A 12,831-nucleotide genomic window follows, 5' to 3' on the forward strand; every position below is an offset into this window, starting at 1 on the left:
CCTCAGCCTCCCTGGGACATGACACGGCGGGCGGCCCGCCGCCACAGGAAACGGGTGAACAGGAAGAGCAGCAGGACCCAGGCGGCCTGGACCGCCAGCTGACCGGCCGCGTCCGACAGCGGGATACGGCCGATGTACAGGGACAGCGGCACGCTCAACGTCGCCTGGAAGGGCAGGAACGCGCTCATCGTCACGAACCAGTCCGGGAAGAACCACAGCGGCGCGTACACCCCGGAGAGCAGGTTCTGCGCGAAGACCAGGATGAGCATCGCCGCGTTGTTGCGCACGGTCCAGAAGCACAGCTGGTCCAGGACGAGCATGACGTGGTACAGAACCAGCTGGCCGAGCAGCAGACTGAGCGCGAACACCCCTGCCACGGCGGCCGATCCGGGCGGCTGGACCACCCCGGCCGCGAGACAGACCACGTATCCGCCCAGCGCCCACGTGAAGCCGTACAGCTGCTCGCCGAGGGCGCGCAGCGCGTGGTAGCGCTGGGGTGGCAGCGGGCGCAGGTACCAGTAGACGATGGTGCCGAAGTGCATGTGCTGCAGCACCGTGTCCCGGCCCGCGTACTGGTCCAACTCCCGCAGCCGGGAGGCGAGTACGGCCAGCACGGCGTACGTCACCGCCTGGTCGCGGTCCATTCCGGCGGTGGTGCCGGTGTGGGCGTACAGGCCGTGCCACAGGGAGGCGACCAGCACCACCTGGACGGTCAGCCTGAGCAGTACGGCGGTCATCCGGGGCGGGGTGTGCAGCTCCCCGAGCGGGGTGACACGGGCGGTGCGCCAGGCGTGGAGCAGGGCCATCACGCCGCCTCGGCATGCACGTAGGCGGCCCGCATCACGTCCTCGAGGTCCGCCTCGTCGATGGCGATGTCCGTCACCTCGTACCGCTCGATGACCGCCTTGAGGGCCTGGTGCACGGTGGGGGCGTCGGCTCCCTCACAGCTCGCCGGGCCGAACACGACGCGGGCGCCCTCGTGCCGCAGCACCTCGATGCCCGGCAGCGGTTGGACCTCGGTGTGCGCGTCGGCGAGCGTCGCCCGCACCTGCCAGGTCGAGCCGAACCTGCGACGGATCTCGTCGAGGCTGCCGTCCAGGACGAGCCGGCCGTGGTTGATCAGGACGACCCGTTCGGCGAGCCGCTCGACCTCCGTCATGTCGTGCGTGGTCAGCAGGACCGTACGGCCGCGCTGCTCCACCTGGTGGCGCAGGAACTCCCGCACCTGTTCCTTGACCACCACGTCCATGCCGATGGTCGGCTCGTCGAGGAAGACGACCTGCGGGTCGTGCAGCAGGGCGGCGGCCAGGTCGCTGCGGACGCGCTGGCCCAGGGAGAGGTGCCGCACCCGGGTGTCCCAGAACGACGACAGGTCGAGGAGGTCGTCGAACTCCTTGAGCCGGGCGGCGTGTTCGGCCTTCGGCACCTCGTAGATGTCCCGCAGGATCGCGAACGACTCGCGCACCGGCAGGTCCCACCACAACTGCGTGCGCTGCCCGAAGACGGCGCCGATGTTGCGGGCGTTGCGTTCGCGTTCCTCGTACGGCACCACGCCCGCGACCCGGGCCGTGCCGGAGGTGGGCGTGAGGATGCCGGTGAGCACCTTGATGGTGGTGGACTTGCCGGCGCCGTTCGGGCCGAGCAGGGCGAGGAGTTCGCCCGGGGCCACGTCGAAGCTGATGTCGCAGACGGCCTGCTTGGCGACCCGTTCCGGGTTCACCAAGGAGCGGAGCGCGCCCGTGAAGCCCGGGCGGCGGACGGTGGTGTGGAAGGTGCGGGACAGGCCGCGGACGTCGATACTGCCGCTCACGCCGTCAACTCCCTTGCTCTGAACGTGAAGTGCGGCCGGTCGGCTTGGGAGGCCGACCGGCCGCGGGCACCTCACGACCGTCGCAGAAAGTCGATCAATCGGTCAATGGATTAATCGATCACGGAGTTGGACTAACCGATCACCGAGAAGACGAACGAGAACTCCGAGGGCTCGGCCCGCAGGAAGTACTGCGGCAGCGGGCCCGGGCCGCACGACTGCGAACCGACGCCGTGCAGACCGTGGTCGAGGTTGACCCACACCGTGTCGCCGGCCGTGAGGTCGGTGAGGTGCGAGGCAGCGTCCAGCTGCTCGGTCGTCCAGCGGCGGGCACTGAACCAGAACTCCGGGTCGCCCTCGATCCGCAGACCGCCGAGCTCCACCCAGCGCACGTCGGCACGGGCGCCGTTCTCCTGCGGGCGGACGTACGGCGTCTGCAGCTCGTCCACCGAGGACTCCCAGCGGCCCACCATGGACGCCGAGCGGGTGTCCGGGTACGCCTCGCCGGGGCCGCCGCCGAACCAGCGCACCCGGTCCGTCGAAGCCGGCAGCCCCAGGCGGACGCCGAGCCGGGGCAGCGGCAGCGTCCACTCGCCCTCCGGCGTCACCGACACGGTCAGCCGCAGCCGCCCGCCGTCCGAGGTCCAGCGGTACACCGTGCTCAGGCCCACCTCGCGGGCGGCCGGAGCCACCCGGGTCCGTACGGTCAGCGCGTCCTCGCCCACCTCCACGGAGTCCAGGCGGTGCTGCATACGGTGCAGGCCCAGCGTGCGCCACAGCGCGCTGTACCGGGTGCCCGACTGCCACTCCGTGCCGTCGTCGTTGTCGGTCGGCGCTCGCCACACGTCGAGGCGCGGGTTGTCGACCCTCACCCCGCCGATCGTCCGCAGCGCGCCGGTGCGGGCGTCGAAGGAGGCCGGGCCGAGGGTGACCAGCTTCTCGCCGGGCACCGGCCGGTCGGTGGGTGCCACCGAGGGCAGCACACGGGCGGCCGCCGGGAACTGGCCCCAGGCGACGACATGGTCCTTGGGCGCCCATGCCGTGTCCGCCGCGAGCAGCGCCCGTACCGTCCACCGGGTCTCCCCGCCGCGGACCTCCGCGGGCGGCTCCGGCAGCTTCACGTCGGCGGACTCGCCCGCCGCCAGCTCCGGCACCGAGAGCGTGCCCGCCTCGACGGTCTCGCCGTCCACCTGGTAGGACCACTCGAAGGCCAGCGCGGACAGGTCGGCGAAGTCGTGCAGGTTCGTCACCCGTACGGTGCCGTCCGAGCTGTCGCCCTCGATGCGGACGGGCTCGATGACCTTCTTGTACTCGACCAGCCCGGGGGAGGGCCGGCGGTCCGGGAAGACCAGGCCGTCGCAGACGAAGTTGCCGTCGTGCAGCTCCTCGCCGAAGTCACCGCCGTAGGCGTAGCCCAGCTCGGGGTGCCTGATGCCGTGGTCGATCCACTCCCAGATGAAACCGCCCTGCAGCCGCTCGTACTTCTCGAACAGTCGCTGGTAGTCGGCGATGCCACCGGGGCCGTTGCCCATGGCGTGCCCGTACTCGCACTGGATGAAGGGCAGTTCACGCCGCTTGTGGGTGCCCCCGTCCAGGCCCTGGCCGATCTGCTCGACCTCGGCGTGGAAGGCGTACATCCGCGAGTACACGTCCGTGTCCCGGCAGTCCCAGTCGCCCTCGTAGTGCACGAGGCGGGAGGAGTCCCGGCCGTGGATCCACTCGGCCATGGCCGTCAGGCCCCGGCCGGTACCGGCCTCGTTGCCGAGGGACCAGAAGACGATCGACGGGTGGTTCTTGTCCCGCTCGACCATGCGGGCCGCGCGGTCCAGCAGGGCCGGGGTCCAGCGGTCGTCGTCGACGGGGTTGTCGCGCCAGCCCTGCTCGGTGAAACCGTGGGTCTCCAGGTCGCACTCGTCGATGACCCACAGCCCGTACTCGTCGCACAGGTCGAGGAAGGCCGGGTGCGGCGGGTAGTGCGAGGTGCGCACGGCGTTGAGGTTGTGCCGCTTCATCAGCAGCACGTCCTCGCGCATGGTCTCCAGGTCGAGCGCGCGGCCCTTCTCCGGGTGCCACTCGTGCCGGTTGACGCCCTTGAAGAGGACGGGCCTGCCGTTGACCTTGATGAGGCCGTCCTCGAGCACGACCGTGCGGAAGCCGATGCGCAACGGCACCCGCTCGCCCTCGGTCGTCAGCACACCGTCGTAGAGGTACGGCGTCTCCGCGGTCCACGGCCGGACCGCGACCGTCACCGGCTCGCCGGTCGCGACATCGATGTCCAGGGCGGGCACGGTCACCCGCCCGTCGACGTCGGAGTCGACGCGCAGGGTGCCCTCGCCCGTGACGTGGTCGTAGGAGGCGTGCACGAAGAAGTCGAGGACGCTGCCCGCCGGGCGGTGCAGCAGGGTGACGTCACGGAAGATGCCGGGCAGCCACCACTGGTCCTGGTCCTCCAGGTAGGAACCCGCCGACCACTGGTGGACGCGGACCGCGAGCACGTTGCCGGCCGGCTTCAGCAGATGGCCGACCGCGAACTCGTGGGGCAGCCGGGAACCCTTGAACTCACCGATGTCCGTGCCGTTCAGCCAGACCCGTGCGCAGGACTCGACGCCGTCGAACCGGAGCACGGCGCTGCCGTCCGCGGGCCAGTCCGCCGGCAGGTCGAAGACCCGCAGGTGGTCGCCGGTCGGGTTCTCGGTGGGGACGTGCGGGGGGTCCACGGGGAAGGGGTAGAGGTGGTTCGTGTAGATCGGCGACCCGAACGCCCCGTCCCCCTGGAGGACCCAGTGCCCGGGGACCGTGACCTCGGCCCAGTCCCCGGCGTCGTAGCCCTCCTCGGCGAACGAGTCGTCCTCGGCGTCGGCGGTCGGCGACACCCGCAGACGCCAGCTGCCGTTCAGGGACAGCGAGGCGGCGTCCGAGGACGGGTACCAGGCGCGGGGCGGGAGGGCCCCGCTGCCGGGTGAGACGTCCTCGACGTAGTCGACTGCTGTCGTCGTGCGGAAAGACATCGGTCTCCAGGTGTCGAGAAGAAGGTGTCAGCCCTTGATACCGGTCTGCGCGACTCCCTGGACCAGCCAGCGCTGGAGGAACAGGAACACGAGCACCAGGGGCAGGATGGAAATGAGGGTGGCCATGAAGATCAGGTGGAAGTTGACGGTCTGGTTGGTCATGTACGAGGAGAGCGCGACCTGCACGGTCCACGCCTCCTGGTCCTGGCCGATGACCAGCGGCCACAGGAAGGCGTTCCAGCCGCTGATGAACGTGATCGTCGCGATCGCGGCGAAGAAGTTCAGCGAGTTGGGCACGACGATGCGCCAGTACGCACCCCAGTAGCTGAGCCCGTCCACACGCGCCGCCTCCTCCAGTTCCTTAGGGAACCCCAGGAAGTACTGCCGGAACAGGAAGCAGGTGAAACCACTGAAGAGCCCCGGCACGATGAGACCTTGCAGACTCGACACCCAGCCCAGCGAGGAGACGAGCACGAAGCTCGGCACGAACGTGACGGCGGTCGGGACCATCAGGGTCACCAGGACTACGTAGAAGATCTTGTTGGCGTGCTTGTACGGGATGCGGGCGAGGCCGTATCCGGCCAGCGAGCACACCAGCAGGGTGCCGACGGTGTGCAGGACGCCGACGACCGTGGAGTTCCACAGGGACTGGGCGAAGGGCACCGTGGGGTCGTCGAACAACTCGGTGAAGTTTCCCCACTGGATGTCCGTGGGGAAGAACTTCCAGTTCTCGCCGGTGATCTCCACATCCGTGGACAGGGCGTTGCGGACGATCAGGTAGAAGGGGACGAGGAACAGCAGGGCGCAGATACCGGTGGCGAAGTAGAGGCCGATGCTGCTGACGCCGCCGCCCCGCTTCTTCACGGGGTGCCTCTCGCCTGCTCCGGGCCTGGCGTCCTTGATGGGAGGCACGGTTGTGGTCACTTGGACTCCTCACCCCTTCCGAAGCCCATGAACTTGCCCTGGAGCATGGTCACGCAGCAGATCAGCACGGTCAGGATCATCGCGCCCGCGCTGCCGGCGCCGTAGTCCTGGTTCTCACCGAGCGCCGTGTAGTACAGCTCGACCAGGGGCGGGCGGCCCCAGGTGGTCTTGGCGAGGAGGTTGAAGAACTCGTCGAAGGCCTGGTAGGCGGCGACGAGCAGCAGCAGGATCACCGCGGTCGAGGTGGCACGCAGCTGCGGCAGCGTGATGTACCAGAAGGTCTGCCAGCCCGGCTTGGCGCCGTCGATCGCGGCGGCCTCGTACAGCTCCGGCGGGATGTTCTGCAGAGCCGCCAGGAACAGGATCATGTAGAACCCGGCCTGCAGCCACAGCCGCACGGTGATGATCACCAGCCAATACCACGGTGGATTGGGGTTGGCCAGCCAGGCGACGTTCTCGATGCCGAACCAGCTGAGCACCGTGTTCGCCAGACCGAAGCGGACCCCGCTGAAGATGGACATCTTCCAGATCAGGGACGCGGCCACGAAGCTGACTGCTGTCGGCAGGAAGAACACCGACCGGAAGAACGCCCGCATGAACCTCAGCCGGTGCACCATCAGCGCCAGGCCGAGCGAGAACGCCCAGGTGACAGGCACGATGAACGCGGCGAAGACGGTGAAGGTGACGAGGGAGTCCGTGAACTTCTCGTTCGTCAGCATGTACGTGAAGTTGTCGAAGCCGACGAACGTGCTGGGGGTGACCGTGTAGCGCGCCTCGAAGAAGGAGAGGTACGCGCTCCAGCCGATCGGGATGTAGACGAACACCGCGAGCCCGATGAGGAACGGGCCGGTGAAGAGCCAGAAGTTGAGGGTGCGGCCCCGCACGCCGCGCCGCTTCCGGACCTGGGGGGTCTCGGTAGTGGCGCGGCCCTTGGCGACACCGCGCGTGGTGGTGGTCGACATGTCCTGAGTCCGTCCGAGATCTATCCGAAGAGCTTCTTGAGCTCGCGGTTGACGATCTTGTCGGCCTTGTCGAGCGCGGCCTCCGGGTCCCCGCCCTTGCGCACGGTGTCGGCGATGACGCTCTCGAGGGCGACGATCATCGCCTGCGTCCAGGCCGGGTTGTCGAAGTGACCGAACTCGTTGAAGAGCTTGACGCCCTCGGCGGGCAGGCCCGTCTTCAGCTTGGTGGCCGACTCGGCGAGCGAGGTGCGCGGCGGGATGTGGAAGCCGTACGAGAGGGACCAGTCCTCCTGGTACTTCTTCTGGTCGATCCAGAGCCACTTCACGTATTCCTTGGCCAGGTCGACGTTCTTGCTCTTCGCGTTGACGAACATCGACCAGCCGCCGTTGGTGACCGCGGGCTTGCCGCCGTCGGCGGAGGTCGGGAAGGGGATGATGCCGACGTCGTCGCCGAGCGCCTTCTGGATCACCGGCATCGCCCACATGCCGCACCACTGGATCGCGACCAGGCCCTGGGTGATCGCTGACGGGTCCCACCAGTCGGCGGGGGCGTCCAGCAGCAGGTGGCCGTCCTTGAACATGGTGCGGAGCTTCTTCAGGCCGGCCGCGACCTCGTCCGTGTGGTACGCGATCTCGTTCTTGTCGGTGAGGGTGTTGGCGCCGGTCGACCAGATCAGCGGGTTCATCACAGGGGTGATGCTGTTGCCGAGGAAGACGCCCTTCACCTTGTCCGTGGTGAGCTTCGCGGCGGCCTCGACGAGCTCGTCCAGCGTGGTGGGCGGCTCGACGCCAGCGTCCTCGAGCATCGACTTGCGGTAGTAGAAGAACTGCGGGTCGTCGATCATGCGGACGCCCCATATCTTCCCGTCGATGGTGTGCGAAGCGATGTCGGCCGGGTTGAAGTCGTCCTTGACCGGCTCCATGATGTCGGACAGATCCGCCACCTGGCCGCTCTTGATCATCTGGATCTGCGGGTGGAACTCGAACATGTCGGGTGCGTTCTTGGTGAGCAGCGCCGAGAACAGCTTGCTCTCGAAGTTGGTGCCGGTGATCCACTGGGTGGTCACGCGGGCCTTGTCGTAGGCCGCCGCATACCGCTTGATGGCCTGCTCGGTGCCCGCCTCGCCGTACGCGTGGAAGTACTGGACGAGCGCCTCGCCCGACCCTCCGCTGCGGCCGGTGTTCCCGCCGCACGCGGCCAGACCGCCGGTGGCGGCCAGGCCCATCGCGGCCCGCAGTACGTTGCGGCGGTCCCAGTTGGTGTTGCTCATTGCCGACATGGTGACGTCCTTGTCTCGAGGCGGCTTGCGGCTCTGTCGCTCAGCGCCAGATGGCTCAATAGGGGTTGCGGTGCGGGACGTTAACCTTCGGCTAAGGCTTCGGCAAGGGGTTGGACGAAGTCTGTTCGAAGCGTTGTGTAGCGTTCGGGATTCCGGACGTGAGGGGTGGCGGGCCGCCGCACCAGCGGCCCGCCACCCCGGAGAACTACTGCCGGAACCAGACCTGGTTGCTTCCGCCGTTGCAGCTGTACACGCTCACCTCGCTGCCGTCCCGCGGTCGCCTGCCCGCCCATGAACGGGCCGGCAGCGAGGCGGAGACGGTGCCGCCCCTGACCGACGGCCTGGCCACGTTCGCCCGGTTCTCGTCCGCCGAGGTGCGTACCGCCTGGCCCGCCCGCACCGGCGCCCTGCTGTTGAAGCGCGGGTTCAGCGCGGTGTCGGTGGTGTGGTGGCCGTCGGCCACCACCACCCACGTGCCGTTCCTGTCGTACGCCGACACCTCGACGCCGTCCGGCACGTCGTGCGCGACCGAGCCCGGCTTCACGAACTTGGCCTCGCGTACGGATCGCTGCCGGTCATCTCCGACAGGGCGACCCACCAGGAACGCCGAATCGTGCGCGGTCGCGAAGTCCTTGTCGATGATCCGGGACAGGTTCAGACCACCGTCGATGCCCGGGTCGTACCCCTGCGCCCAGCCCGTGCCGCCCTTGCCGAAGCAGCGGACCTCCGTCGCCCAGGACTCGGCGCCGGCCGCCTTGGAGGTCTCGTGGACCTTCACCCGGTTCGCGTCACCGGAGTTGTCGTGGGTGTGGTGGGCCGGCCTGTCGACGTACCGGGCCGTGCCCGGCTGCGAGAGCCACCGCGGGACCTCCTCGTCGGACGTGACCGTGCCGGTCGACTCGTCGGCGATGATGCCGGCCTCCTGTCCGCGCGCGTCCTGCTCGGCGCCCAGTCGGCGCACGATGTCGTCGCGCCGGTCGGCGTCGACCAGCATGCCCTCCTGGCCGCAGCCGTCGAAGCTGTGGGAGTGGATCACGTGCAGCCCTTCCGTCGTAGCGAAGGCGGTGCGGTACTGCTCCTAGCGGGCGTGGTGCGCCCTGCTCCTGGTGGGGGTGGTGCGTTTTCCGTTCTTCTGCCCGACGGACTGGAGAGCCCCCTCGAGCGCGAACGTCGCCGCGCCCAGACACACCGGATCGGTGGGGATGGGGGAGAGGACGATCTCGGTGGCGGCCATCGGCCGCGGCAGCGCGTGCCGGGCGACGGCCTCGCGGACCTCGGTGACCAGGGGTTCGCCGAGGGCGGCCGCGACCCAGCTGCTGAGCACGACCACTTCGGGGTTGAACAGGTTGACCAGGTCGGCGATGCCGGCGCCGAGGTACCGGACGGTGTCGCGGACCACCTCGAGTGCCACCGGGTCGCGCCGGCGCAGACCCTCCGCCAGCGCGGCGATGGTGGCCGTCTGGTCCTCCGGGTGCAGCAGCGCGCTGTCGGGAGACGATTCCCGCAGGTTCAGCATGATGCCGGACGCGCCGACGTACGCCTCCACGCAGCCGTGCTTGCCGCAGCGGCACAGCCTTCCGTCCAGGACGATCGTGGTGTGGCCCCACTCGCCGGCGCTGTTGCTGACGCCCCGGTGCAGGCCGCCGCCCAGGACGAGCCCGGCGCCCACGCCGGTCCCGAGGTTGACCACCACGGCGTCCCCGCGCCCGCGGGCGGCCCCGAACCACAGCTCGGCCACCGCGCTCGCGCGTAGCGGGTTGTCCAGGTACAGGGGGTAGGCGATGTGCTCGGTGAGCAGGTCGAGCAGGGGCACGTCGTGCCAGTCCCAGTTCGGCGCGTACTCCGAGACACCGCTGGCGCGGTCCACCTGGCCCGGCACGCTCACGCCGACACCGAGCACCCGGGCGCCCTCGATCCCGGCCTGCGCGACGACCGAGCCGACGACGGCGGCGACATGGCTGACCACCTGCTCGGGGAGGCTCTCGCCGGGGCGGACGTCCTCCTCGGCGCGGGCCAGCACGTTCAGCCCGAGGTCGAACAGCTCGACATGGACGTACGTCTCCGCGATGTCGACGCCGATCAGCGCACCCCCGGAGGCGTTGACGGCCACCAGGCCCCGGGGGCGGCCCCCCGCCGAGTCCTCGAACCCCACCTCCGTGATCATCTGGAGGTCGAGGAGTTCGCCGACCAGGGTGGCGACCGTGGCCAGGCTCAGACCGGTGGCGGCCGCCAGCTCCTGGCGGGAGGTGGGCGACGCGGCGATGATCTGGCGCAGCACCTCGTAGCGGTTCGCGGTACGGATGTCACGTGATGTGCGCTTCATCGGGGCCGGCCCAATCCCTTCAGCTCATGCCGGGACGACAGCGGCACCGGCGCGGCGCAAGGCTATGGGCTGCGGGGGACTTTCGACAAGGGGTTAGGAAAGGGGCTTTATAAAGTCACCCGGAGAGCACGTCCTCGACGAAGACATTGGCGAATTTACCCTCCGGGTCGAGCGACCGCGCCAGCGCGCGGAAGTCGCCGAGCCGCGGATAGCGAGCTCGCAGCGCCGTCGCCGGGGTGGTGAACACCTTTCCCCAGTGCGGCCGCGCGTCGAAGCCGTCCAGTGCCTCCTCCAGCCGCCGCACCACCGGCAGGACCGCGGCGGTGTCCTCGATCCAGGTGAAGTGCAGTGCCACCGTCTCCCGCCCGTACGCCGGGCTCAGCCACTGCTCGTCGGCGGCCACCGTGCGCACCTCGCAGACCTGCAGGACGGGGGCGAGGGTCGTACGGATCGCGTCCAGAGCGCGCAGGGCGTCGAGGGCGTGCGTGCGCGGCAGCAGGTACTCCGACTGCAGCTCGGCGCCGCTGCTCGGCGTGAACTCGGCCCGGAAGTGCGGCAGTCGCTCGTGCCAGGGCCCCGGCACCCCGAACTGCTCGGTGCAGTTGAGCGCGGGCATCCCCGGTACCGGGTGCATCTTCTCGGTGGCGGGCGCGGCCCACGGGAAGTCGGGCAGGGGCTGGTCGGTGCGCCGCTTGAGCCACACCTGCCGGAAGCCGGGCGCCCGCCAGTCGGTGAAGAGACTCACGCTGTACGCCGATGCCGCCACCGTCTCGAAGTCCAGCCCGTCCAGAGGCAGTTCGGTGAAGACGTGCTGCTCGACCTCGTAGGAGGGCTCCAGGTCGAGGGTGAGGGCGGTGACCACGCCGAGCGCGCCCAGCGAGGTCACGGCGCCGCCGAACCGCTCGTCGCCGCGTCCGATCGTCACCGTCGAACCGTCGGCGGTGACCAGCTCCACCTCGCGTACCGAGGCGGCCAGCGGCCCGTTGCCGACCCCCGAGCCGTGCGTGCCGGTCGCGACCGACCCGGCCACCGAGATGTGCGGCAGGGACGCCATGTTGGGCAGCGCGAGGCCGTGCGCGTACACCAGGCGGGCGAGTTCCGCGTACCGGACGCCGCCCCCGACCCGTACCGTCCCGGCCGCCGAGTCCACGTCGAGCACCGGCGACAGCGCGGCGAGGGACAGCAGGACGCCACCGGCGCCGGGCTCGGCGATCTCGTTGAAGGAGTGCCCGCTGCCCAGCACCCGCACCTTCGCGCTGTCGGCCACCAGGGCCGCGAGCGCGTCGGGCGAGTGCGGGCGGTGCAGTTCCCCGGCGGTGTAGGTGATGTTGCCCGCCCAGTTGGTGACTGTCTCCGTCATGCCTGCCGTCCCTCGAGGTGAGTGCGTGTCCATTGACCCTCTCATCCGCCGCCGCCTACGTTAGAAAACGCTTGCTGTCCCGTTTCCCGAACCGGAAGGCCCTTCGTTGTCCGAGCGTCCCCAGGCGCTGTTCGCCATGACCGCCGAGAACGTGCCGCTCGTCTTCCCGCCGGAGGTGCTGGCGTCGCTGCGGGAGTCCGTGGACATCGACCCCACCCTGGTGGCGGAGGACCTCACCGATCCGCGGGTCGCCGAGACCCTTGCCCGCACCGAGATCCTCGTCACCGGCTGGGGCTGCCCCCGCCTCGACGCCGCCGTCCTCGACGCCGCCCCGAAGCTGCGCGCGGTGCTGCACTCGGCCGGCTCGGTCAAGGGGTTCGCGACGCCCGAGCTGTGGCGGCGCGGCATCGCCGTCTCCTCGGCCGCCGAGGCCAACGCCGTCCCCGTCGCCGAGTACACCCTCGCGATGATCCTGCTGGCGGGCAAGGACATCCTGGCGGGCCGCGACCGGCTCCGCGCGGACCGCGTCCACCCCGGCTGGGGCCTGATCCCCGGCATCGGCAACCACGGCCGCCGCGTCGGCATCGTCGGCGCCTCCCGGATCGGCCGCCGCCTCATCGGGCTGCTGCGCCCCTTCGACCTGCGGCCCGCCCTCACCGACCCGTACGTCGACGAGGCCGGCGCCGCCGAACTCGGCGTACCCCTGCTCGGCCTCGACGACCTCCTGCGCACCTGCGAGATCGTCACCCTGCACGCCCCCGAGACCCCGCGGACCCGGCACATGATCGGCGCCCGGGAGCTGGCCCTGATGCCCGACGGGGCGGTCCTGATCAACACCGCGCGGGGCGGGCTCGTCGACCACGAGGCCCTGGTGGACGAGCTGCGCACCGGGCGCATCGGCGCGGTCCTCGACGTCACCGACCCCGAGCCGCTGCCCGCCGACTCGCCCCTCTTCGACCTTCCCAACGCCTTCGTCACCCCCCATCTCGCGGGCTCCCAGGGCAACGAGGTGGCCCGCCTCGGCCGTCTCGTCGCCCAGGAGGCCGCCCGCCTGCTGGCCGGCGATCCCCCCGCACACCCCGTCGATCCTGAGGCACTGGCCCGGGAAGCGTGACCTGAGACCGGCATATTCAGCGCATATACGGCAACACGCGGCTCCGGGGGGAC

At 70.0% G+C, this 12,831-nt stretch carries 10 protein-coding genes; 1 reads left to right on the forward strand and 9 read right to left on the reverse strand.

Features of this window, described 5'->3' with window-relative positions; genetic code table 11:
- Window positions 1-2: 2 nt before the first annotated feature.
- From AQJ84_RS01515 to AQJ84_RS01555, 9 genes are all read right to left on the reverse strand, one after another.
- Window positions 3-806 (reverse strand): ABC-2 family transporter protein, encoded by an 804-nt coding sequence (locus AQJ84_RS01515; protein WP_030044797.1) that lies wholly within the window; start codon window positions 804-806, stop codon window positions 3-5.
- Window positions 806-1,810, reverse strand: coding sequence for an ABC transporter ATP-binding protein (locus tag AQJ84_RS01520; RefSeq protein WP_053192265.1), 1,005 nt, complete (start codon window positions 1,808-1,810; stop codon window positions 806-808). The genes AQJ84_RS01515 and AQJ84_RS01520 overlap by 1 nt, the downstream gene beginning before the upstream one ends.
- A 131-nt stretch (window positions 1,811-1,941) precedes the next feature.
- Entirely contained in the window at window positions 1,942-4,815 is a 2,874-nt protein-coding gene (locus AQJ84_RS01525) for a glycoside hydrolase family 2 TIM barrel-domain containing protein (RefSeq protein ID WP_053192267.1), read from the reverse strand.
- Window positions 4,816-4,842: 27 nt separating this feature from the next.
- Entirely contained in the window at window positions 4,843-5,739 is an 897-nt protein-coding gene (locus AQJ84_RS01530; RefSeq protein ID WP_030044792.1) for a carbohydrate ABC transporter permease, read from the reverse strand.
- Complete coding sequence (locus AQJ84_RS01535; protein WP_030044791.1) at window positions 5,736-6,701, reverse strand: carbohydrate ABC transporter permease; 966 nt, start codon at window positions 6,699-6,701, stop codon at window positions 5,736-5,738. Before AQJ84_RS01535 ends, AQJ84_RS01530 begins: the two co-directional genes overlap by 4 nt.
- A 20-nt stretch (window positions 6,702-6,721) precedes the next feature.
- Window positions 6,722-7,981 (reverse strand): ABC transporter substrate-binding protein, encoded by a 1,260-nt coding sequence (locus AQJ84_RS01540; RefSeq protein ID WP_030044790.1) that lies wholly within the window; start codon window positions 7,979-7,981, stop codon window positions 6,722-6,724.
- 205 nt (window positions 7,982-8,186) lie between these two features.
- On the reverse strand, window positions 8,187-9,017 hold the full coding sequence (locus tag AQJ84_RS01545) for a hypothetical protein (RefSeq protein WP_051870269.1): 831 nt from the start codon (window positions 9,015-9,017) through the stop codon (window positions 8,187-8,189).
- Window positions 9,018-9,059: 42 nt separating this feature from the next.
- A complete protein-coding gene (locus AQJ84_RS01550; RefSeq protein ID WP_030044789.1) occupies window positions 9,060-10,304 on the reverse strand; it encodes an ROK family transcriptional regulator in 1,245 nt (414 codons plus the stop codon).
- A 115-nt stretch (window positions 10,305-10,419) separates the two neighbouring features.
- A complete protein-coding gene (locus tag AQJ84_RS01555) occupies window positions 10,420-11,664 on the reverse strand; it encodes an FAD-binding protein (RefSeq protein WP_030044788.1) in 1,245 nt (414 codons plus the stop codon).
- Between the two features lie 106 nt (window positions 11,665-11,770).
- On the opposite strand from AQJ84_RS01555, the gene AQJ84_RS01560 reads away from it, so the two are divergent.
- Window positions 11,771-12,778, forward strand: a complete 1,008-nt coding sequence (locus AQJ84_RS01560; protein WP_030044787.1) for a hydroxyacid dehydrogenase — start codon at window positions 11,771-11,773, stop codon at window positions 12,776-12,778.
- The last annotated feature ends 53 nt before the right edge of the window (window positions 12,779-12,831 follow it).

It is taken from the genome of Streptomyces resistomycificus (assembly GCF_001514265.1).
GTDB lineage: Bacteria > Actinomycetota > Actinomycetes > Streptomycetales > Streptomycetaceae > Streptomyces > Streptomyces resistomycificus.

What these genes read in the sequence shown, in the direction of transcription:
- AQJ84_RS01515 (WP_030044797.1), bottom strand. Translation starts at nt 806, where the DNA reads ATGGCCCTGCTCCACGCCTGGCGCACCGCCCGTGTCACCCCGCTCGGG.
- AQJ84_RS01525 (WP_053192267.1), bottom strand. Translation starts at nt 4,815, where the DNA reads ATGTCTTTCCGCACGACGACAGCAGTCGACTACGTCGAGGACGTCTCA.
- AQJ84_RS01535 (WP_030044791.1), bottom strand. Translation starts at nt 6,701, where the DNA reads ATGTCGACCACCACCACGCGCGGTGTCGCCAAGGGCCGCGCCACTACC.
- AQJ84_RS01540 (WP_030044790.1), bottom strand. Translation starts at nt 7,981, where the DNA reads ATGTCGGCAATGAGCAACACCAACTGGGACCGCCGCAACGTACTGCGG.
- AQJ84_RS01550 (WP_030044789.1), bottom strand. Translation starts at nt 10,304, where the DNA reads ATGAAGCGCACATCACGTGACATCCGTACCGCGAACCGCTACGAGGTG.
- AQJ84_RS01555 (WP_030044788.1), bottom strand. Translation starts at nt 11,664, where the DNA reads ATGACGGAGACAGTCACCAACTGGGCGGGCAACATCACCTACACCGCC.